Annotated in this window: 21 protein-coding genes; 20 read left to right on the top strand and 1 reads right to left on the bottom strand. The window is 50.1% G+C overall.

The features are described from left to right. From J9789_RS13915 to J9789_RS13985, 15 genes are all read left to right on the top strand, one after another. A complete protein-coding gene (locus tag J9789_RS13915) occupies positions 1 to 303 on the top strand; it encodes a hypothetical protein (protein WP_209346307.1) in 303 nt (100 codons plus the stop codon). A gap of 77 nt (positions 304 to 380) precedes the next feature. Continuing rightward, entirely contained in the window at positions 381 to 644 is a 264-nt protein-coding gene (locus tag J9789_RS13920; RefSeq protein WP_101691723.1) for a hypothetical protein, read from the top strand. After that, entirely contained in the window at positions 641 to 1,225 is a 585-nt protein-coding gene (locus J9789_RS13925; RefSeq protein ID WP_209346308.1) for a hypothetical protein, read from the top strand. The genes J9789_RS13920 and J9789_RS13925 overlap by 4 nt, the downstream gene beginning before the upstream one ends. Then, a complete protein-coding gene (locus J9789_RS13930) occupies positions 1,218 to 3,062 on the top strand; it encodes a type VI secretion protein (RefSeq protein ID WP_209346309.1) in 1,845 nt (614 codons plus the stop codon). Before J9789_RS13925 ends, J9789_RS13930 begins: the two co-directional genes overlap by 8 nt. Next, on the top strand, positions 3,062 to 4,144 hold the full coding sequence (locus tag J9789_RS13935; RefSeq protein WP_209346310.1) for a M23 family metallopeptidase: 1,083 nt from the start codon (positions 3,062 to 3,064) through the stop codon (positions 4,142 to 4,144). Before J9789_RS13930 ends, J9789_RS13935 begins: the two co-directional genes overlap by 1 nt. A 13-nt stretch (positions 4,145 to 4,157) precedes the next feature. Next, positions 4,158 to 4,523, top strand: coding sequence for a DUF3846 domain-containing protein (locus tag J9789_RS13940; protein WP_209346311.1), 366 nt, complete (start codon positions 4,158 to 4,160; stop codon positions 4,521 to 4,523). A 10-nt stretch (positions 4,524 to 4,533) separates the two neighbouring features. Further along, the gene (locus tag J9789_RS17155; RefSeq protein WP_245185283.1) at positions 4,534 to 4,854 is read left to right on the top strand and encodes a DUF6103 family protein; all 321 of its coding nucleotides are present in this window, start codon (positions 4,534 to 4,536) and stop codon (positions 4,852 to 4,854) included. A 131-nt stretch (positions 4,855 to 4,985) separates the two neighbouring features. Next, positions 4,986 to 6,041 (top strand): hypothetical protein, encoded by a 1,056-nt coding sequence (locus J9789_RS13950; RefSeq protein ID WP_209346312.1) that lies wholly within the window; start codon positions 4,986 to 4,988, stop codon positions 6,039 to 6,041. Positions 6,042 to 6,060: 19 nt separating this feature from the next. Further along, a complete protein-coding gene (locus tag J9789_RS13955) occupies positions 6,061 to 6,585 on the top strand; it encodes a hypothetical protein (protein ID WP_209346313.1) in 525 nt (174 codons plus the stop codon). A 358-nt stretch (positions 6,586 to 6,943) separates the two neighbouring features. Beyond that, positions 6,944 to 7,189, top strand: a complete 246-nt coding sequence (locus tag J9789_RS13960) for a hypothetical protein (protein WP_148337092.1) — start codon at positions 6,944 to 6,946, stop codon at positions 7,187 to 7,189. 13 nt (positions 7,190 to 7,202) lie between these two features. Further along, positions 7,203 to 7,607: a hypothetical protein gene (locus J9789_RS13965; protein ID WP_148337091.1), complete on the top strand. Its 405-nt coding sequence runs from the start codon at positions 7,203 to 7,205 to the stop codon at positions 7,605 to 7,607. Positions 7,608 to 7,610: 3 nt separating this feature from the next. Continuing rightward, positions 7,611 to 9,041 (top strand): MobP3 family relaxase, encoded by a 1,431-nt coding sequence (gene mobP3, locus J9789_RS13970; RefSeq protein ID WP_209346314.1) that lies wholly within the window; start codon positions 7,611 to 7,613, stop codon positions 9,039 to 9,041. Between the two features lie 15 nt (positions 9,042 to 9,056). Then, the gene (locus tag J9789_RS13975; protein ID WP_101691729.1) at positions 9,057 to 9,974 is read left to right on the top strand and encodes a DUF3991 and toprim domain-containing protein; all 918 of its coding nucleotides are present in this window, start codon (positions 9,057 to 9,059) and stop codon (positions 9,972 to 9,974) included. Between the two features lie 46 nt (positions 9,975 to 10,020). Next, positions 10,021 to 11,811: a type IV secretory system conjugative DNA transfer family protein gene (locus tag J9789_RS13980; RefSeq protein WP_245185288.1), complete on the top strand. Its 1,791-nt coding sequence runs from the start codon at positions 10,021 to 10,023 to the stop codon at positions 11,809 to 11,811. 15 nt (positions 11,812 to 11,826) lie between these two features. Further along, positions 11,827 to 12,084, top strand: a complete 258-nt coding sequence (locus tag J9789_RS13985; protein WP_180956741.1) for a helix-turn-helix domain-containing protein — start codon at positions 11,827 to 11,829, stop codon at positions 12,082 to 12,084. Positions 12,085 to 12,306: 222 nt separating this feature from the next. Here J9789_RS13985 and J9789_RS13990 read toward each other — a convergent pair whose 3' ends face one another. Then, entirely contained in the window at positions 12,307 to 12,558 is a 252-nt protein-coding gene (locus J9789_RS13990) for a helix-turn-helix transcriptional regulator (protein WP_130870494.1), read from the bottom strand. Positions 12,559 to 12,894: 336 nt separating this feature from the next. On the opposite strand from J9789_RS13990, the gene J9789_RS13995 reads away from it, so the two are divergent. The 5 genes from J9789_RS13995 (at position 12,895) to J9789_RS14015 (ending at position 21,482) form a co-directional block, all read left to right on the top strand. Then, positions 12,895 to 13,308, top strand: a complete 414-nt coding sequence (locus J9789_RS13995) for a ribonuclease Z (protein ID WP_148337089.1) — start codon at positions 12,895 to 12,897, stop codon at positions 13,306 to 13,308. Further along, positions 13,305 to 14,432, top strand: a complete 1,128-nt coding sequence (locus tag J9789_RS14000; RefSeq protein ID WP_226928286.1) for a DNA/RNA non-specific endonuclease — start codon at positions 13,305 to 13,307, stop codon at positions 14,430 to 14,432. Before J9789_RS13995 ends, J9789_RS14000 begins: the two co-directional genes overlap by 4 nt. Before the next feature lie 281 nt (positions 14,433 to 14,713). Further along, a complete protein-coding gene (locus J9789_RS14005; protein ID WP_130870496.1) occupies positions 14,714 to 16,498 on the top strand; it encodes a class I SAM-dependent DNA methyltransferase in 1,785 nt (594 codons plus the stop codon). Position 16,499: 1 nt separating this feature from the next. Next, positions 16,500 to 18,416: a restriction endonuclease subunit S gene (locus J9789_RS14010; RefSeq protein ID WP_148337088.1), complete on the top strand. Its 1,917-nt coding sequence runs from the start codon at positions 16,500 to 16,502 to the stop codon at positions 18,414 to 18,416. A 12-nt stretch (positions 18,417 to 18,428) separates the two neighbouring features. Further along, positions 18,429 to 21,482, top strand: a complete 3,054-nt coding sequence (locus J9789_RS14015; RefSeq protein WP_209346316.1) for a DEAD/DEAH box helicase family protein — start codon at positions 18,429 to 18,431, stop codon at positions 21,480 to 21,482. Positions 21,483 to 21,523: the final 41 nt, after the last annotated feature.

Raw genomic sequence — 21,523 nt, forward strand, 5'->3', positions numbered from 1 at the left:
ATGGCGGAAGATATTAAGAATCTCTGTGCGCCAATCCCATCAGATCTGCACGCAAAGGTACGGGAACATCAGGAAGCATCCGGCAAAACCCTTGGCCAGTATATGGCTTGGTTGATCACACAATTCTATGAGTACGAAAAAGGAGGAAATGCAAGTATGGCAGACAACAAAAGAACGGTGGCCTTCCAAGTTCCGGCAGACCTGTTCGAACAGTTCAAGGCGTATCTGGAAAAGAATCACATCAAGCAGAACGCATTCTTCTTGGACTGCATCCAACGAGCCCTTGCAGATGAGTTGGAATAAATGCTCAACAATGCCCTGCCGGAAATTGGCAGGGTTTTGTTTTCTTCAGACCGAAATGACATCTAGGAGGTGAAGATGTGTTTATCTATCCTGAAAACCTGAAAGCAAAACCAATGCTATGGCTTTGGGAACTGCGGGATATTGGTATTATCGGCGTTGGTTTTCTCCTCTCTGTTCTGGCTTTGAGTCAGGGGGCCGGGATGATACCACTCGTGATTACCGTCCTATTCTCCTTCCTAACTATTCGGGTGGACGGCTCCAGCATCTTGGACTTTTTACGGAGGGCCGCCTGTTTCCTAATCCTGCAGCAGCAATACTACGAATGGAGGCTTGACCCATGACTCGCAAAGAAAAATTGGCTCTTCGGCAACACCAGTCCACACGACAGCTCATGGGTATGCAGGGTATTGCATCACATGGAATTACGACTTCCAATTCGGAGTTGGTCTTTTTTCTCATCCGACCCGATAACCTTTCCGTTCTATCATCCGAGGGAATCCGTGCCAGGGTAACGGCGCTTGCCAACCTCCTGCGGGCAGAGCCCGCTGTGGAGCTCTTGGTTGTCGATTCCAGGGAATCCTTCCAACGAAACAAAGAATTTTATCAGAAGAGACTGGAAGAGGAAACGACCCCTGCCATTCGGAAACTGCTGATTGAGGATATGCGTCATCTGGATGAAATCCTGTCATCTTCCGCTTCTGCTCGAGAATTTGTTTTGATTCTGCGGCGGGATCTGAAGTCGGACATGAGCGAAGGCACCTTGCGCCAATTGGAGAAAGGTATCTGTGATCATGGCCTGCACGTCCGCCTAGCCGATGAGCAAGATGTAAAACGCTTGCTGGCCGTTTATTACCAGCACGATATAACCACAGACTTCTTTCAAGATGTGGATGGAGAAAAGGCGGTGATCGGAAATGGCTAAGAAGAAAAAACAGAAGAAGAAAAACACACCCTCGAAACAACCCGTAGTATCCCGGCCCAAGGAGTTCCTGGATCTGATCGCACCGGCTGCAGTTAAGTTCAATACGGACCATTTCATTCTGGGTGGTACATATCGCAGTGTTGTTGCACTTCGAAGTTATCCCCCCACAACAGAGGAACTGGCTCTACTCCGTAGACTTGGCGAAATGGCTGGTGTCACCCTGCGCCTTTCCGCCAGGCGAGTTACCACAGCTGAGGAGGATGCTATTATTCATGCAGCCACCAACAAGAACCGAATGGAGCGCAGTAATTTCAGTAACATCAAGCAAAGCGTGACTGCAGAGGAAAAAATCCAGGATGTCGAAACCCTGATCAAAACAACTCGACGGCAAACCGAACCCCTCATCCATTGTTCCTGTTTTTTGGAGTTCACCGCTCCGACCATGGAAGAGCTCCGCTCCCTGCGCGATGAGGTCAACGCAATTCTCATCCGCTCCAAATTGGGAACAGATCCTCTACTCTTACGTCAGAGAGACGGATTTCTTTCCTCCAATCCTGCTGGTCAAAATGCGTTTGGCTCCTTTACTGAACGTGTGCTGCCTGCATCCAGCGTGGCCAATCTGTACCCAATCAGCTATTCGGGAAAGACGGATCCGATGGGCTTTTATGTGGGCCGGGACAAATATGGCTCCAATGTTATCGTGGATCTGGACCGACGAGCCGACGACAAAACCAATGCCAGCGCCTTGATACTTGGCAACAGCGGTCAAGGAAAAACATATCTGCTCCGGCTCCTACTGTGCAATGTCTTGGAGGCAGGTAAGTGTGCCATCTCTCTGGACTCGGAGCATGAAATGGAGGATCTCTGCAGAAATCTGGGAGGTTGCTTTCTGGACTTCATGGACGGCAGACATCGCATCAATTTATTGGAGCCGCGCCGGTGGGATGATGGTAGTGAGCCTGATGATCCAGACGCGCCTCCTGCCTTCCACGGTACTCTCTTGGCCCAGCACATCTCATTCCTTCGTGACATCTTCCGTGTCTATAAGGACTTCGATGTCCCCCACATTGACACTTTGGAGCTGATGATAGAACGGCTCTACCGCAAATGGGGCATCAATGATAAGACGGACTTCTCACGTATGCTTCCTACCGATTATCCTATCTTATCAGACCTCTATGACACCATTGAGGATGCCTACCAGAACTATGAAGACGAGGAAGCTCTGAAACTCTATCCTCCCGAAATGCTTCGGGATCTGCTGCTGGGCCTCCACTCTATGTGCAAAGGTGCGGATGCACGATTCTTTAACGGACATACGAATATCTCGTCTGCGCGTTTCCTTGTGTTCTGTGTCAAAGGCTTGGACAGCGTCGCGCAAAACCTTCGGGACACCTTGCTGTTTAGTGTGCTCTCATATATGTCTGATCAGCTCCTCAGCGCCGGAAATACAGTGGCAGCGATTGATGAGCTGTACTTGTGGCTCACCAATCCAGTAGCTGTCACCTACATTCGAAACTGCCTGAAACGAGTAAGAAAGAAAGAATCGTCCCTATTTCTCGCCAGTCAAAACCTGGAAGACTTTGACCAGCCGGGCGTCCGGGAGTTGACTCGCCCCCTTTTTGCAATCCCTACCCATCAATTTGTTTTTAATGCAGGTGCCATCGATAAAAAGTTCTACATGGAAAACCTTCAGTTGGAGGAAGCGGAGTACGAACTGATTCGTTACCCCCAGAGAGGCGTCTGCCTCTACAAATGCGGGACAGACAGACATTTGCTGGCGGTCCATGCGCCTTCCCATAAGGAGCAGCTCTTTGGATCGGCAGGTGGTCGCTGATGGCAATTCCTGCTGCTGCCATTGCAAAAGCCGCAATTGGTGTCCTCTCAAACGAGAAGACACGCAAGGCTGCAGGCTGGGTTCTGGTAGCGATTCTATCCCCAATCATTCTCCTCATCGCTGCATTCTGTTCTATCTTGGGCGGTTCCGCTGATCACAACAGCAGCATCCTTGACCTGTGTTTCTATGGTGGCACATTACCAGCAGATATCCCTGCAGAATACCGAGCCTACATCGAAGACATGCAGGCAAGCTTTGCATTGTTGGATGAGCGAATTGCGGAAATCAATAGCATGACAGAGGATGGAGAAAGTCTTGACGCAATACGTGTCAAGGCATTTTTTTATGCTCTGTATTTCGGCGCGGAGTCACCGAGCAGCCGAGCGCACCAACAATTTGTTGATTGCTTTGTCACTTATGAGGAACGTACCCGCCCGCTCGATTCAACTGATAGCGAAGACGAAAGTGCAGGAGAACCGGAGGAGGAAACCTACACCGTTGCAATTCCCATCACAGACACCGCCACAATATGGTCCAACATTCAAACGGCATTAGGAGAAACAGTTACAGAGGAACAACGAAACAACGCAGACAGTATCTACAACTTGGTCCGTTACGGTTCTGCTACTGGAACAGAGGGCTGGATACCCGGTGCCGAAGTGCCGTTTATCGGTGCGGATGGATTTTGTTCTCCTGTGGGTTCCAGCTGGGAAAGTAGAGTCACATCAGAGTTTGGATACAGATCCGATCCCTTTACCGGCCAGACAAAAGGTCATACCGGTATCGACATCGCTGTGCCCACAGGCACACCAGTTCGTGCAGCTCTGCCCGGAGTCGTTACAAAGGCAACCTACAATGCTGGTGGCTATGGCTACTATGTAATGATTGACCACGGCAATGGAATGGTAACACTGTATGCTCACAATTCGAAACTGTTGGTCAGTGTTGGAGATACCGTGGAGGCAGGTGACACCGTATCTCTGTCCGGCTCCACGGGGCGATCAACCGGTCCGCATTTACACTTTGAAGTGCGTGTCAATGGTCAGCGTGTAAATCCACGCTCCTACCTGCCCACAAATTAAAGGAGGCGATTTGATGAAAGAAAAAGAGATTACTGTCTTGAAGGTGGAACCTGGTAAGTCACCAGAAACGGTAACCATGCCAAACACTTTGGACGCTATGCAGAAAATGGTGGGTGGCTACATCGAGGTGCTCCCCCTGAGCGATGTTTGCCTGGTCTGCAATGAGGATGGCAAATTGATGGGGCTGGAAGGAAACCGGCGCTTAGGCAACGACATCATTGTCGGCACATTCTTTCTGGCTGGCGATACTCGATCCGGTGATCTTTGTTCTCTTACCCAAGAGCAGATACAACACTTTGGTGAAGTGTTTGCTAAGCCGGATACCTTCCAACCAGGTGAGGTAGAGGATGCCTTGCGGATTGAGTTCTACTCAATGTAAGGAGGTCAGAATGGACAAGATTGAATTGAAAGTGACGATGGAGCCGGAGCGATTGGATGCGCTTCGGTATTTTTTGTCCGCAAAGGAAAAGCGAACACCAGAGAAAGAACTGCAGCGGTTGCTGGAAGAGCTCTATGAAAAATATGTGCCAGCGGATACTCGGGAGTATCTGGACAGTAAGAACAAGCCTGCAGTTCGCCCACGCCCCAGGCGTACAGCAAAAGGCGGGCGCACTGCACAGACACAGGATAACAACATTGACCAGAACAATCCCGGCCAAGATGTTTCGGCCGGCTATGACATGGGAGGTAGACATAATGAAAAAGTGTGATTTTTTGAACCAGGATCTTCGTTCGTCCAATCGGCTGTTAAGTCTTCGCCACCACAAAGATATCCGTTGTCCAGCACCCAGCACCTACAGCAAGCAAAAGCCTGCCAAGCGGCGGAATAGGGGGTGTCCCAATGAGCGGCTCCGTTGAGATCGTGCTCTGGCTTCATGAGTACAAATACCAAGCGTTGGAGAATCGGCTTGCCCAGGACGGGCGTGACATTGAAAAAGCAATGCAGGAGATGCTGATCGATCTATATTCTGAGTGCGTTCCGTTCGAGGAGCAGCAAGCCATCCGGGAGCGCATTGACACTGAACATGCCGAGGCGGTGGCGGAACAAATGGCCAACACCACCTGGGCAGCCTACCATATCACCGGCGGTGGAGAGGATCTTTATTTCAAAACATCTAAAGCAGATACACTGCTCGTCGCTGCAAAGCGCTTGCGTACATATCTCACTGCTGAGGATAATCCTCAGCCAGCTTCCTTTGCAGCCGTGCTCAAAGACCGCATTGAAATCACTCAGGCAGAGTACGATCAACTCCTGGACCAACGGCTGCAGAATACCGGAAAGGTATCTGGAGTATTCGAAATGGACTTTGACAGAGATACATTTTCCGCAGCCAATGCTATGGACGGCTGGCACACCTACCGTATCCATGATGTGAGTGTGGCAGCCTATCATGCATTCCGAAAACAGAACATCTCTACAGATCAAAGGTGGGAAAGACTGCTGGACAAACTCGATGGAAAGGAACTCACACCAAGCTCAGAGGCTATGGTGCTGACCGGATCCAGGCGGCTTTGTATGGATGAGATTTCTTTCCAGGATGACATGAGCGAGTGCGGAAGTCTGTTGAATTTCTATGTGCCAGTCACATTTGATCCTGACGCTGTGTTCGGAACCAATGTGGCTACTGATGCCAATGATGACTATCTCAATGTCTATGCAGATTTTGATTTGGATGTTGGTGAAGTGTGTGACGCACTCACTGTGATCCAGGTCTGTGGAGATGGTTCTGAGGAAACCTACCGCTACCCCCTGACCGAAGAGGATCGCTCAATCCTACGCTCCAAAATGAATGACTACTGCATGGAGCAGACGGGACTGAGTCTGGATGATTATCGCGCACAGTATCTTGACGAAGAGATGTGCGCTTCCTCATTCCCGGATGGCCAGAGCATGTAATAGTGTGAGGAGGTGAAAGATGTTGATCGATCGCAACAGCAAAAATGAATTCGTGCTCAACTGCTTCCGGGAACTCCTGGATGACGGTGAGCCACATCGATACCGCGAGATCATCGACTATGTGCGTGAACAGGCCAAAGGAACGCAGTACGAAGGAACCATTGAACAGAACAACCTTGTGTTGCCTATCAGTAAAAAACTTGAAGATCCTGCGTTCCCCTATGCACGAGTGAGTCATGGCATCTACCAAAAGACAGAACAGTCTCCTGTGCAGCAGGAATCGGTTGGTTGCCACACTCCCTCTGCCTATGATCTGTTGGACATCCTGTTTGTTGTGCAGCGTCAGATGGAAGTGATTCACAAAACGCAACAAGAGGAGTTCTCCTCAAGCAAAACATTGGAGAACTCTTTCCAAGTTGTGTCTGATCACTTAGAAACGCTGCTCGACAGTATGTCTATGTGGATTGCCGACATGGAAGATCTGACGCAGGTCCCCCTTCAGGAGCATGAAAACGAGGATTTGACGGGAATGCAGATGGGGTGAATGCTGGGCACCTGATAACGGCCCCGTGTGGGCCGCTGTGAGGCCCTGTGTGCCCTCCTATGGGTGGGGGTAGACCACCTACCCCAATCGGGAAGGTTAGCCCCCGTTTGGGGGGCTTTTCCACCAGGGGACGGAGGACGAAAAAAAAGCAGGCAGAAAGAGCCGGGGTCGTGAACGCCCCGGCTCTCTCACTTCTGCCCGCAGTGCGGGCAGTTTCAGGCTTTTCCCACCGGGGTCGTGAAAGCAAAAAAATCACGCCTACGGGGTCGTGAATCCCCGTAAGCCCCGCCGTATCAGGCTTTCTTCCGGGGACGAAGACGTACCCAGCGCAAATTTGATTAGAAAGAAGGTACCAAAGATGAGAAGCGCAAAGGAGACAGACGGCTTTCCTTACGACAGCAATCGAATCTGCTATATCGAGTTGTTTGCCACTGGCGAGATCAAACAGCTCACCACATATCATGACAAGATCGAAGGATACGTACACGCCCAGTCGGGTATCAGCAAACTCTTTGCGGTATGGCCCGGCCATTGGCGCAGCGACCTTTTCATCATCGATGACCTGGAAGCGTTTCGTATTGGCCAGAGACTCATTAGAGTGTGAGGTGAACTACGTCATGAGTAACACAAAGAAAAAATTTGCTTTCTGGCTGACACCGAAAACAAAAGAACTGGTGGAGCGCTCCTATCAGCTTGACAACTCTCAGAGTCAAAGCGAATTTATTGAAAAAGCCATTCAATTCTATACCGGATACCTTGAAGCGGAGCAGGACGGCTCGTATCTACCAGTCACACTGTCAGCTACATTGGAAGGCTCGTTAGGCGCGCTGGGAGATCGGCTCGGCAAGCTGCTGTTCAAAATGTCGGTGGAGATGTCCATGATGATGCACCTCATGGCACACGATACAGATGCAACACTCAATGAGTTGGAACAGCTGCGTGGCCGGTGTGTCCAGGATGTGATGCGCACCCATGGCATGATCAGCTTCAAGGAGATCTTCCGGTTCCAAAAGAGGTTGTAAGCCATGCCAAAGCTGGTGCAGAAGTGTGGGTACATCTGCAATGGCAGTGCAGCAAAGTACATGCGGTACATTGCCACAAGAGAAGGTGTTGAGAAACTTCATGGCCGGGGTCCTGTCACACAGCCTCAGAAAGAACTCATCGAAAGACTGCTCAAGGATTATCCAGATACCAAAGAACTATTCGAGTACAGTGATTACTGCGCCTCTCCCACCTTTGGCAACGCCTCTGAATTGCTCACTATGGCACTGGATGCCAATGTCCACACCATGGAAGCTGGCGATGGCTACCTCAAATACATCGCTACCCGTCCCCGTGTAGAAAAGCGCGGTGACCATGGCCTGTTCAGTGACACGCAGGATGTGTCGCTCCAGGATATGATGGCAGAGGTCGCGGAACACCATGGCCCTGTCTGGACGGTCATCCTTTCTCTGCGCCGAGAAGATGCGTCTGCTCTTGGATACGATAGTGCTGAAAACTGGCGCACCCTCCTCCTACAGCACCGGACACGTTTGGCGCAGGCCATGAAGATCCCGGTGGATGACTTCCGGTGGTGTGCAGCCTTCCACGATGAAGGGTACCACCCACATGTACACATGATGGTGTGGTCTGCAGATGAGAAACACGGGTATCTGAACAAGACCGGAATCACAGCCATGCGCTCTGCGCTGACCAACACTATCTTCCAGGATGAGATGCACAACATCTATGTCAAAAAAGATCTGGCTTATCAGGACCTGGTAAAACAGTCCCGCTCCGCTATGGCGGAACTGATTGCGCACATGGAATTCACCTCGCTGGATAATGATTCGATTGCCAGAAAGATGGTGGAACTGGCCAATGCCCTGAGCAGTGTCAAAGGGAAAAAGCAGTATGGATACCTGCCTAAAAAGTTGAAAGAACTAGTAGATGCTATTACTGATGAGCTGGCACTGCAGCCAGATGTGGCAGCGTGCTATCAGGTCTGGAATGATCTGCGTGATAAATTGGAGGGTTACTACAAGGACAAACCACGTGTCCATAATCCTCTCTCAAAGCAAAAGGAATTCAAGGCAATCAAGAACTCCATTATCCGCGAGGCTGATTGTCTACGTCTGGAATTGGAACAGGAAGAGATGGACTCCACCAACCCAAATGCGAACGAAGAATCAGGAGAAATTGATTCGACCGAGACACCACCAAAAACGGATAGCGCCCAACAGCCAATTAAGTCACCGGCAGTGAACAACCACAACCCAGCAGTAATCGCTGCGGTAACTCGTCTCCTCTATCACATGGGCCAGATTTTCCGTGACAATGCAATGGCACCTACTAGTCCGTTGGGCCTTCGAATTGATTCCAAGCGCAGGAAAAAGCTGATGGCCAAGCGACTAGCCCTTGGGCATAAAGCGGATGATCATGAGGAGCAGGGATGGCAAAATGGGCCATCGATGTAAGGGAAAGGAGGTACTATGGCTCAGTATATTCATTTCACTGATGAGCAGAAACAGCGAGCAGCTGAAGTGGATCTGGAAGAATTCCTACGCCAGAGAGGAGAAAAACTCCTTCCTTCTGGACGGGATAAGAGGCTCGATAGAGATCACAGCGTGACCATCCGTGGCTGTGAATGGTTCGATCACGACAGCCGTCAGGGTGGAAATGCGATCAGCTTTGTCCGGTGGTTTTATAATTACAGTTACCCAGAAGCCGTCAAAGCACTTCTGGGTGGTGAACAGGGTACAATATACCCATCTGCTGCTGAGCGGGAGAAGCCACCACAAAAACCGTTTGAACTTCCTGAAGCGAATACCAATATGCGGCGCATTTTTGCCTACCTGATGAAGCACCGGCACATTGACCGTGATGTGATTGCCTATTTTGCGAAGGCAAAGACACTCTTTGAGGACAGCAAATATCACAACTGCGTCTTTGTGGGGACGGATGAACAGGGCATTCCACGCCACGCGCACAAACGCAGTGCCAACAGTTTTGGAAAGTCCTTCCGGCAGAATGTGGAGGGCAGCGATCCCAAATATAGTTTTCATCACCTTGGCACTGACGGAAAGCTCTATGTGTTCGAGGCACCCATCGATATGCTCTCCTTCATCACCCTGTATCCTGAAGATTGGAAATCGCACAACTATGTTGCCTGCTGCGGAACATCTGCGATCCCTGTAATGTCAATGCTTTCCCGTATGCCCCACGCACAGGAGGTGTTCTTATGCCTGGACAATGACGCAGCAGGTCAGGCAGCAAGCCTCCGTATGGCTGAACAGATTGCCGAACAGTTTGGAATCACCTCGGATCGCCTGGCTCCCCAAAACAAAGACTGGAATGATGACCTGTGTGTTCTGGAGGACGCACAGGTCCCTTTTCTGGAAACGGGGTGACGCAATGACTGAACAAGCATGGGGACTGATTGTATTGTGCGGCGGAATGCTGCTGGTGTTGATCATTGCCTCCATATTCACTCAGCGATATTCCCTAAACCGTATCAAATCCAAAACCGTTGGTGACGGCCAGCATGGTACCGCACGATGGGCTACCCCAAAAGAGATCCGTCAGACTTATAAGCATGTGCCTTTCCAAGTCGATGAATGGCGTCGTGGCAAGAATCGGCCAGAGGCACAGGGGATCGTCTTAGGGTGCATCGGACGCGCGTCTGTCAAAGCCAAGAAGCATTCCAAACATGGTGGGCTGAAAGCTCTTGTAGACTGCGACGATGTTCACTTCCTGATGATTGGTGCATCCGGTGTTGGCAAGACTGCCTTTTTCCTGTACCCCAATCTGGAATATGCCTGCGCCTGTGGTATGAGTTTCTTGGCGCTGGACACCAAGGGCGACTTGGCGAGGAACTACGGTGCTATTGCCAGCAAGTATTACGGTTATAAGATTTCCGTGATCGACCTTCGCAATCCGACCAGATCAGATGGTAATAATCTTCTGACGTTGATCAACCGTTATATGGATTTGGCTCAGGAAGATCCCAGCAATCTGGCTGCCAGAGCCAAGGCCGAAAAGTATGCCAAAATTCTCGCCAAGACCATAGTTAATCCAGATGGCGACGCTTCCTCTTATGGACAAAATGCATTTTTCTATGATGCAGCAGAAGGATTGCTTACTGCTGTGGTACTTTTGTTAGCAGAATATCTTCCACCAACAAAAGAAGATTCAAGTGAGAGAAGGCATATCGTATCGGTGTTCAAACTGATTCAGGATCTGCTGGAGTCCCCTGGTCCAAGGCAAAAAAACTACTTCCAGCAGCTAATGGGGAAACTCCCCGATAATCACAAAGCGAAATGGTTTGCGGGAGCCGCACTCAACACCTCGGACCAGGCAATGGCGTCTGTCATGTCCACGGTCTTGTCCCGACTGAATGCGTTTCTCGACAGTGAATTGGAGCAGGTCATCTGCTTTGACAGCGCCATTGACGCGGAGACATTCGCCAGCCAGAAATGCGCTATCTTCCTGATCCTACCGGAAGAAGACACGACCAAAAACTTCATGGCCGGACTGATGATTCAGAATCTGAGCCGAGAACTATTTGCTGTTGCCGATGAGAACGGCGGAAAACTAAAAAACCGTGTGGTGTTGTTCTGTGATGAGCTTGGTACCATGCCGCCCTTTGATATATTGCCCCTATTCTCCGCCGGGCGCTCCAGGCGGTTGACCCTGGTGCCGATCATCCAATCGTTGGCTCAGCTTGAAAAAAACTACGGCAAGGAGGGCAGCGAGATCATTCAGGATAACTGTCAGGATACAATCTTCGGAGGCTTTGCACCGGGCAGCCAGACAGCAGAAGTGTTGTCCAGGAACCTTGGAACTCGCACGGTGCAGTCTGGCTCGGTGAGCCAAAGCAAGAATGATCCCAGTCAATCCCTGCAGATGGTAGAGCGGCCCTTGATGACGCCAGACGAGTTAAAATCAATTCCCAGGGGGCACTTCGTTGTTATGAAAACTGGTTGCCATCCAATGCAGACCCGACTCCGACTCTTCCTAGAATGGGGCATTACTTTCGAAAAAGAGGGATACACTGTGCCGGTACATGAAAATATGCAAGTCCACTACGCGGGGCGAAAGGAGCTGGAGGAAAGCATTCTATGTCATGCCTTGAAAAATACAGCATCGGAAAAGGCAGATGCAGCACCACAGCAAAACGGAAGTCAAAAAGCTGCAGAGGAAGATGCTCATGCTCCCGCTTCCGACGATACAAGTCTGAGAACATAATTGGAGGTGAACATGGTGGGCTATTTTGAATCGATCTATGCTGATACTGAATTGCCTCATCGGTGCAAAACCGTTTACATTTACCTCCGGGATCGGGCCAATGCATCAGGCACCTGTTGGCCAGGAATTAAGACAATCGCCTCAGATCTTGGCTTATCACGCAGCACTGTGAAGAGAGCAATCAACGAGTTGGAACGCAAAGGCTTCCTACTCAAGAACCCAAGATACCGCGCAAATGGCAGCCATACCTCAAATCTATATACTGTGCGCTAAAGCGAAAAAGTGGTTTGTACCATATTCTGATACAAACCACTTTCTCTTAAATAATTTGCCGCCAAGGGGTTTATATGCCCTGACGATGGACCGAGGGTGGGTTCATTATGGTCCCCCCAGAAGATCCCACTCTATTGGAGAACTTAATACAGAGAATAGTCTATATCTATGCTTGCGGATGACTTCATTTTTTAGCAAAAGCAAATCAAACGCATGAGACTGCTATTCTATGTTCCTATCCAAGCCAGCGAAGAAATCATCATAAGAGCAACTGTAAATTTTACGCAATTCAATCAACACACTCGCCCGGATATTCAACTCCCCTGACTCATATTTGGCATAGGCAGTTCGCCCGATGTCGCAGCCTCTTCGCTGTAATTCGGCACAGAGTTTCTCCTGGGAGATGCCATACTGATCCCGCAGCCGCCTGAGGTTAGAGCCCATGTTGCGGTCACGACGGATTTTTTGCTCCATCTGCGCGTCCTCCATTGACCAGTATTGGTTGCAACCGCATCTATTCTACGGTACAATGGTGGCAAATATTGTCCGTGATACTGGTCAACCTTTGGCGGGCAAATGAAGGCACACGGCACAAATGCGAATGGTAAAATCTGGTTAGTGACGGGCGAATACAGCGTGAGCATTCTCGTGGATAATGAAGTGCGGTGTGCCCAAAGGGCAGTTAATCCACTGTTGTTAGTAAAATAGCTGTCCGTATTATTTAACAGGTAACCTGCAATTATACTCTCAAGTCCAGGCAATGACACTCTGGAGAAAGAGTACGGGGGTGCGACCTGAAGGGGGAATCCGATGATTGTAATAGTCTGTTTGGACGATAAAGGCGGCATGATGTTCAATCACCGTCGGCAGAGTCGGGATAAGAGCTTGTGTGCGCAGATCTTAAGATTGACGAAGCACTCGATTTTACACATGAGCCACTATTCCGCTAGATTATTTTCTGACCTCAATCCTCCTGATCTGGCTGTTTCGGATACTTTCTTGCGAGATGCCGGCAATGGGGACTTCTGCTTTGTCGAAGATGCCGCATTGGCTCCGGTCGAGAAACGCATTGAAAAACTGATTATTTTCAAGTGGAACCGAACCTACCCAGCCGATCGGTATTTTGATTTGAAGCTGCATGAAGGAACATGGCATCTTGCTCTGTCAAGCAACTTTACCGGATACTCACACGAAAGAATCACTATGGAGGTATTTGAACGGTGAAACAGAAAGTTACATCCATTTTCCTGCTGGCAGCTCTTGTCCTTTCCCTCTTAGTTGGTTGTTCGACAGACGAAGGCAACTCTTCCAATTACCCGGATGATTCTCCATCCAGTGTTTCCTCTGGAATTGTGGAAAGTCCGCAATCTACTGATCGTGTAGAGCAGTCATCTGCCGACACAGATGACTCCGGCGTAGAGGCTGAGAAGCCGTCGGGGCCGAATGGACAGGGTAGCATGACCGGCCAAGAGATTGACCAACCAGTTTCCTCGACTCTTCCAAGTGAAAGTACTGCTGCCACCAGTTTTTCACTTTCCGATGTTGAGCCTTATAGTGGATCGGCTTATGTTGCAGTCAATGGAAATATTCCTTATTTCACATCTTCTGAACTGACAACAACTTCTTTTGAGCTATATAGCGCTCTCGACTCGCTCAGCCGGTGCGGCACCGCATATGCCTGCATAGGGCAGGATCTGATGCCTACCGAGGAACGCGGATCTATTGGATCGGTCAAGCCTTCCGGCTGGCACACTGTGCGGTATAATGGTGTTGTTGACGGGAATTACCTCTACAATCGCTGTCACTTGATCGGCTTCCAACTCTCGGGAGAGAATGCGAATGAGAGGAACTTGATCACTGGCACCAGATATTTGAACATTGATGGAATGCTACCTTTCGAGAATATGGTTGCCGACTATGTTCAGGAAACGAACAACCATGTTCTCTACCGCGTCACGCCCGTCTTTGAAGGGGACAACCTACTGGCTGCTGGAGTCCTGATGGAAGGTTACTCCGTTGAGGATGATGGTGATGGCATCTGCTTTTGTATCTTTGCCTACAATGTGCAGCCGGGGGTGACGATCAACTATGCAACGGGAGACAGCACGCTAGACGGAGCTGCTTCCACTTCAGAACCATCGGTTGCCCATGAACCCTCTTCCGATACCCAAGCCGGAACATCAACCGCTGAGGCACACTATGTTTTGAACAACAACACGAAGAAGTTCCACCTGCCATCTTGCGCCAGTGCGGACGATATCAAGGATTCCAACCGTGAGGACTATTACGGCTCACGCGAGGATCTAATTGAACGTGCATATGTTCCCTGCAAGCGGTGTAATCCATGAAATAATATCAGAAGCACAATGCGCATAAAGTCTAAATGATGATATAATATTCGCAATTGCGCAAAGTCATCTCGAGGGCGAAGACTGAACATGCCATGGATTTCGAAGAAAGCTAACAACATCAGGTAACAGTGGCTTGAACGAGGCTCTTTGCCTAGACGGCAATTCGTGATGGGTTAAAGGCATGGATTGGCACAAAGCGATTTTGACTAATCCCATATTATATCGTATTATAAAGTAACTAAGTAAGGATGTATGCCACAAACAGAAAGGGCGATATTATGACCGCAAATGAACAGTTGGCCTCTGTGGGCCGGAATATCCAGGAGAAGGCCACTCTCATTTGGAATGTGGCAAACACCCTCTTTGGTGCATTCAAACCCCATGAGTACGGCTTGGTGATCCTGCCCATGGTGGTGGTCAAGCGGTTCCACGACTGCCTGCTGCCAACCCATCAAGCGGTACTGGATACCTGTAAGAAGGTAGAGCACCTTGCAGTCAAAGAGGGCTTCCTGCGGACCGCTGCTGGATACCAGTTTTACAATACCAGCCCGTTCACCTTCGAGACTCTGCGGGCAGACCCAGAGAACATCAACGATAACTTCCGCGCTTATCTCAATGGCTTCTCCGACAATGTGCAGGACATCCTCGCACGCATGAACTTCAACGCCCAGATCGACCGCATGGAGGAGGCCGGACTGCTCTATCAGGTTATCGTGGACTTCTGCTCTGACAAGGCGGATATGAAGCCGGAAAAGATCAGTGCCGTTGATATGGGCTATATTTTTGAGAACCTGGTTCAGCGGTTTTCCGAGTCCTACAACGAGGAGGCCGGAGCACACTTCACCAGCCGGGATATCATCTACCTGATGTGCGACCTGCTGGTGACGGGAGATCAGAACACCTTCCACGGGGAGAGCATTACAAAGACGGTCTACGACATGACCATGGGCACCAGCCAGATGCTCACCTGCATGGAAGAGCGGCTGAAGCAACTGGATGCCGATGCAGATGTCACCTGTTTTGGCCAGGAGTTGAACCCCTTCACCTTTGGAATCGCCAAGGCTGACATGCTGATCCGTGGGGGCGACCCGGACAATATGCAGTTCGGTGACACCCTGGACGATGATAAGTTCGACGGCTATCAGTTCGATTACTGTATTTCCAACCCTCCCTTCGGAATTGACTGGAAGCGGGAGGCCACGGCGGTGGAGGCAGAACATAAGAAGGGTTCCGCTGGTCGCTTCGGTCCCGGCCTCCCCAGCAAAAGCGACGGGCAGATGCTGTTCCTGCTCAACGGTCTGTCCAAACTGAAGCCGGAGGGCCGCATGGCCATCATCCAGAACGGCTCCTCTCTGTTCACCGGGGATGCCAGTTCCGGCCAGTCGGAGATCCGCCGGTATCTGATCGAAAACGACTGGCTGGACGCCATCGTGCAACTCCCCAACGACAGCTTCTACAACACCGGCATCGCCACCTACATCTGGATCATCACCAAGGACAAGCCTTCGGAGCATATCGGGAGGGTCCAGCTCATTGATGCCAGCAAGTGCTATGAGTCTCGCCGGAAGCCCATCGGCAACAAGCGAGTGGACATCACCGAGGCCTGCCGGGAGTTGATTGTCAGGGCCTACGGGGAGTACCGGGACCAGACATGTGAGCGGGAGCTGGAGTCCGGGGCAAAACTCGTCTGCAAGAGCCGGGTGCTGGACAGTGTAGCCCTGGGCTATAACAAGATCACCGTGGAAAGCCCCCTGCTGGATGAGGACGGGAAGAAGGTCCTGAAAAAGGGCAAGCCTGTGGCCGACCCCAAAAAGCGGGACACGGAGAATGTGCCGCTGGACGAGGACATCGATGCATACTTTGCACATGAAGTCCTGCCCTATAACCCGGATGCCTGGATCGACAAGAGCAAGACTAAGGTTGGCTATGAGATTCCTTTCACCCGCACTTTCTACGAGTACAAAGAGATTGAGCCCGCCGACCAGATTGCCAAGCGTATCGAGGAGCATGAGCGTGCCCTGATGCAGAAGCTCCACGACTTGTTTGGGAAGGAAGGTGAGTGAGATGACCCCGGCAAAGGGCTATACGGAGATGAAAGAAAGCGGGATTGAATGGCTGGGAAAAATTCCAAACAATTGGTGTACCATTCGGGTAAAGTATGCATTTAGGATTAAAAAAGTGATTGCAGGTGAACTCGGACATACAGTGTTGTCTGTTACACAAAGAGGGATCAAGCCCAAAGACATGAGCGAAAAAGGACAATTTTCACTGGATTATTCTAAGTATCAACTTGTTGATTCAGGTGACTTTATAATGAATCACATGGATTTACTCACCGGATGGGTTGATATTTCTTGTATGAATGGTGTAACCAGTCCTGACTACCGTGTATTTCAATCGTCTAATCCCGAAAAATATTATCCGGGTTTTTACCGATATGTATTTCAAACTTGCTATCAACAAAGAATCTTCTACGGCTTAGGGCAAGGGGTTTCAGGCTTTGGGAGATGGCGACTCCCAGCAGAAATATTCTTAAATTTCTATGTCCCAGTACCTCCATACGAAATCCAATCCGCCATCGCCTCCTACCTGGACGCCCAATGCGCCAAGATCGACGAGATCATCACCCAAGCCAAGGCCAGCATTGAGGACTATAGGCAGTGGAAGGCATCCATTATCTACGGGGCTGTCACCAAGGGCCTGGACCCGAATGTGGAGATGAAGGACAGCGGCGTAGAATTTATCGGTTCTATTCCTGCACATTGGAGAATCACCTCTCTAAAGCGTATCTGCCAGAGGATTAAAGATGGTAGCCACTTTTCGCCGGAAACAACAGTGGATGGATTTCCTTATGTGACAGCCCGAGATGTCCATGGAAAAGGAATTGATTATTCTCAATGTCGCACTGTTTCAGAAGAAAATTTTCAAAACTTGGTTAAGACAGGGTGTCAGCCTCAATCTGGGGATGTATTACTGGTTAAAGACGGAGCAACAACAGGCCGTGTGGGAATGATGACTGATGATATGCCATGTGTTCTTTTGTCTTCTGTTGCGATGCTTACCCCGAAAGACAATGTTTTAAGCGAATATTTAATGTGGTTAATTGAATCTGAGGTTCTTCAATTCCAAATCAGAAAATCCATGGCTGGTTCAGCAATGCCAAGAACAACTTTAACAAAACTAATGGCATATTATGCAATCGAGTGCCCATACCAAGAGCAATGCATGATTGCAGAATATCTCGATAAAGAGTGTTTGCATATTGATGAACTAATCGCAAAAAAAGAATCTCTTATTGCTGACTTGGAAATCTACAAAAAGTCCCTCATTTATGAGGTTGTGACTGGAAAAAGGAGAGTAGAAGATACCAATCAAATGACGATTGCTATTCTTTCCCCTGAGATAATGCGGTACAGAAAGGCTCTGCTTATGCTCAGGGTGTTGGACTTGCTTGGTACTGGTGTCCGGGGACGAATTCAGTTGCAGAAATGTATGTTTGCCGCAGAGTGTTTGCTAAATATGCCATTTCACACTCAATTCATTCGATACGAACATGGCCCATACGATCCAGATCTCCCAAACATAGAAGAAATCATTAACGCAAAAGGCTGGTACACGGTTCTGAAAGGATCGCCTGTCTCCTACCAAAAGGGAAAACAATTCGAAGAGGGCTTGCGGGAGTATATGGATACTTTTTCTGAAATTGATCTGAAACTCGAAAAAATAGTGGATTTTTTGAGGCCAATGAAAACCTCTCAGGCTGAACGTGTAGCGACCTTGCTCGCTGCATGGAATGACTTTATTATTGATGGGGTATCCCATCCTACTGACAAAGAGATAATTGGCGAGGTCGTTACGAATTGGACTCCTAATAAGGCAAATCCTCAGTATTCTACTTGGCAGGACACTCTATTCAAAATGAGAGAACATCGGTTTGTGCCCAAAGGTTCTGGAGTTCACACATTGCAGAAAGAAGCGTAAGGAGGATACGACATGCCCGATAACGAAAGACAGTTTGAACAAGATATCGAGTCCTTCCTGATCTCTCCTGTCGGTGGTTGGCAGAAGGCGTCAGACGCGGGCTATCGGGCTTCCATGGACTCCGGTATGGCCCTGGACTTAGCTACCCTGGTGGGCTTTGTCCAGGCCACACAGCCCATCCAGTGGCAACGTTTCGAGAAACAGTGCAATTCCGATCCGGAGAAGAAGTTCTACAAGGCTTTTGAGAACGCCGTGGAGAACGATGGACTGATAAGTGTCCTGCGCCACGGGTTCAAGCACCGGGGGATTGAGTTCCGGGTGTGCTACTTTAAGCCGGAGTCCACTCTCAACGATGTGGCTGTCAAACACTACGGTCAAAACATCTGCCAGTGTATCCGCCAGTGGCACTACTCCGGGCAGAACAACAACAGCGTAGATATGATGTTGGCAGTCAACGGTATCCCGGTCGTAGCCATCGAGCTTAAGAACCAGCTCACCGGCCAAAGCGTGGACAATGCCAAGCGGCAGTGGATGTTTGACCGGGACCCCAAGGAACCAGCGTTCCGGCTGAACCACCGCGTCCTGGTGTTCTTCGCCGTGGATCTCTATGAGGCGGTGATGACCACCAAGCTGGATGGGGCCAAGACCTACTTCCTCCCCTTTAACCAGGGCAGTAACGGCCCCGGCAGGGACGGCGGAGCCGGGAATCCGCCTTCACCGGATGGAGACTACGTGACCTCCTACCTCTGGAAGGACGTATTGCGAAAAGACAACTTTTTGGACATCATCCAAAAGTTCGTCAACCTCCAAGTGAAGAAAGAGAAGGCACCTCAGAAAGATGGCGCACAAAGGGAAATCACTAAAAAGTCAGTCATCTTCCCCCGGTATCACCAGATGGATGTGGTGCGTCGGCTGATCCAGGATGTCAGAACCAACGGCCCCGGCAAAAACTATCTGGTGCAGCACAGCGCCGGTTCCGGGAAGTCCAACTCTATCGCCTGGACCGCCTACCGTCTGGCCAGCCTCCATGACGATGACAACAAGCCCATCTTCAACTCCGTGGTCATCGTCACAGACCGCACGGTGCTGGACGCCCAGCTCCAAGAGACTATCTCTGGCTTCGACCACACCCTGGGTTCTGTAGTGACCATCGACAAGAAGAAGTCCGCCAAAGATCTGCGGGACGCTTTGAACGACGGCAAGCGGATCATCGTCACCACTCTGCAGAAGTTCCCCGTGATCTATGAACAGATAGACGACACATCCGGCAAGGCTTTTGCCGTCATCGTGGACGAGGCCCACAGCAGCCAGACTGGCCAGAGCGCCATGAAGTTGAAAATTGCCCTGGCGGATACCCATGATGCACTCAAAGAATATGCGGAGCTGGAGGGTAAGGCCGAGGACGAACTGGAGGATGCGGAGGACAAGCTGGTGCGAGAGATGGTCTCCCACGGCAAGCACAAGAACCTGAGTTTTTTTGCCTTTACTGCCACGCCAAAGAACAAGACCCTGGAGATGTTCGGGGATGAGTATGCGGATGGCTCTTTCCACCCCTTTCATATCTACTCCATGCGACAGGCCATTGAGGAGCACTTCATTTTGGATGTGCTGGAGAACTATACCACCTATAAGACCTGCTTTCAAATCGCCAAGAACACCCCGGACAATCCGGAGGTCCCCACTATCAAGGCCATCAAGACTATCCGGCGTTTTGAGGAGCTTCACCCCCACAACCTGCAGCAGAAGGCCGCCATCATTGTGGAGACTTTCCGGGACATTACCAAGCACAAAATCGGCGGAAAGGGTAAAATGATGGTGGTTACGGCCTCACGTCTGGCGGCGGTGCGCTACTACCACGAGATCAAGGCATATCTGGAGGCAAATCACTACGACGATGTAGAGATCCTGATTGCCTTCTCTGGAGGTATCAGGGACCCAGACGAGGAGAACGGCACAGAGTACACTGAAAGCGGCATGAACCGAGACCGGGAGGGAAACCGCGTCAGCGAGGCCCAGACCAAGCAGGTCTTCCACGACGAGGGCGATGTGCTGATCGTGGCGGAGAAGTACCAGACTGGCTTTGATGAGCCGTTGCTCCACACCATGATTGTGGACAAGAAGTTACGAGATGTGAAGGCAGTCCAGACTTTGAGCCGTCTGAACCGTACTTATCCTGGAAAAGAAGATACCTACATTCTGGACTTTGTGAATACCAAGGAAGAAATTCTGGAGGCCTTCCAGCCATACTACCAGGAGACTAGCCTCACCGAGGAAATCAATGTTGACCTGATTTACAAGACTCAGAAGCAGCTCCGGGAATTCAAACTGTATAACGAAAGTGATATTGAGGTGGTCAGCAAAATCTACTTCGCTCCAGATGCGAAAAAGGCCACCTCCGTCCAGGCGAAGATCTCCAACGCTCTGCTCCCGGTGGCCAAGGCTTACAATCAACTGAGCAAGGAGGACCGCTACCAGTTCCGCCGCCTAATCCGAGCGTTTGTGAAGTGGTATAACTACATCTCTCAGATCGTGCGGATGTTCGATAAGGACCTTCATAAGGAGTTTCTCTTCTGTTCCTATCTCTCCAAACTGATCCCTGCAGAGCCTTCCACCCCCTGGGACCTGGAGAACCGGGTGAAGTTGGAGTACTACCGTCTGGAAAAAACCTTTGAGGGAGCAATCACACTGGAAGATAAGGCAACGGCCCTGGAGCCCGCGAAGACGAAGAAGGCGGTCAACATGAACGCCAAGAAAGACCCGCTGGACGAGGTCATTGATCGAATCAATGAGACCTATAAAGGCGATTTTACTGAAGCAGACAGAGTCTTGATTGGGACTTTGCGTGAGAAACTACTGGCGGATAAAAAGCTTCGCAAAGCAGCTAAAGTGGATGGACAGCAGATCTTCGAAAAAAATGTGTTCCCCAAGATTTTCGACCAGACTGCCCAGGCCTCCTATATCGAGAGCACGGAAACCTATACGAAGCTATTTGAGGATACCGCCAAGTATAAAGCCATCATGGTCGCCTTGGCAAAGGAACTGTATCGGGAACTTCGGAATGGATAATATGGGTATAAGACGTACTGATCCATGGCAATGCACAACTT

Origin of the sequence: Flavonifractor sp. AGMB03687 (assembly GCF_017811815.1) — a bacterium.
GTDB lineage: Bacteria > Bacillota > Clostridia > Oscillospirales > Oscillospiraceae > Flavonifractor.

What these genes read in the sequence shown, in the direction of transcription:
- J9789_RS13915 (WP_209346307.1), top strand. Translation starts at nt 1, where the DNA reads ATGGCGGAAGATATTAAGAATCTCTGTGCGCCAATCCCATCAGATCTG.
- J9789_RS13925 (WP_209346308.1), top strand. Translation starts at nt 641, where the DNA reads ATGACTCGCAAAGAAAAATTGGCTCTTCGGCAACACCAGTCCACACGA.
- J9789_RS13930 (WP_209346309.1), top strand. Translation starts at nt 1,218, where the DNA reads ATGGCTAAGAAGAAAAAACAGAAGAAGAAAAACACACCCTCGAAACAA.
- J9789_RS13935 (WP_209346310.1), top strand. Translation starts at nt 3,062, where the DNA reads ATGGCAATTCCTGCTGCTGCCATTGCAAAAGCCGCAATTGGTGTCCTC.
- J9789_RS13940 (WP_209346311.1), top strand. Translation starts at nt 4,158, where the DNA reads ATGAAAGAAAAAGAGATTACTGTCTTGAAGGTGGAACCTGGTAAGTCA.
- J9789_RS17155 (WP_245185283.1), top strand. Translation starts at nt 4,534, where the DNA reads ATGGACAAGATTGAATTGAAAGTGACGATGGAGCCGGAGCGATTGGAT.
- J9789_RS13950 (WP_209346312.1), top strand. Translation starts at nt 4,986, where the DNA reads ATGAGCGGCTCCGTTGAGATCGTGCTCTGGCTTCATGAGTACAAATAC.
- J9789_RS13955 (WP_209346313.1), top strand. Translation starts at nt 6,061, where the DNA reads ATGTTGATCGATCGCAACAGCAAAAATGAATTCGTGCTCAACTGCTTC.
- J9789_RS13960 (WP_148337092.1), top strand. Translation starts at nt 6,944, where the DNA reads ATGAGAAGCGCAAAGGAGACAGACGGCTTTCCTTACGACAGCAATCGA.
- J9789_RS13965 (WP_148337091.1), top strand. Translation starts at nt 7,203, where the DNA reads ATGAGTAACACAAAGAAAAAATTTGCTTTCTGGCTGACACCGAAAACA.
- mobP3 (WP_209346314.1), top strand. Translation starts at nt 7,611, where the DNA reads ATGCCAAAGCTGGTGCAGAAGTGTGGGTACATCTGCAATGGCAGTGCA.
- J9789_RS13975 (WP_101691729.1), top strand. Translation starts at nt 9,057, where the DNA reads ATGGCTCAGTATATTCATTTCACTGATGAGCAGAAACAGCGAGCAGCT.
- J9789_RS13980 (WP_245185288.1), top strand. Translation starts at nt 10,021, where the DNA reads ATGCTGCTGGTGTTGATCATTGCCTCCATATTCACTCAGCGATATTCC.
- J9789_RS13990 (WP_130870494.1), bottom strand. Translation starts at nt 12,558, where the DNA reads ATGGAGCAAAAAATCCGTCGTGACCGCAACATGGGCTCTAACCTCAGG.
- J9789_RS13995 (WP_148337089.1), top strand. Translation starts at nt 12,895, where the DNA reads ATGATTGTAATAGTCTGTTTGGACGATAAAGGCGGCATGATGTTCAAT.
- J9789_RS14005 (WP_130870496.1), top strand. Translation starts at nt 14,714, where the DNA reads ATGACCGCAAATGAACAGTTGGCCTCTGTGGGCCGGAATATCCAGGAG.
- J9789_RS14010 (WP_148337088.1), top strand. Translation starts at nt 16,500, where the DNA reads ATGACCCCGGCAAAGGGCTATACGGAGATGAAAGAAAGCGGGATTGAA.
- J9789_RS14015 (WP_209346316.1), top strand. Translation starts at nt 18,429, where the DNA reads ATGCCCGATAACGAAAGACAGTTTGAACAAGATATCGAGTCCTTCCTG.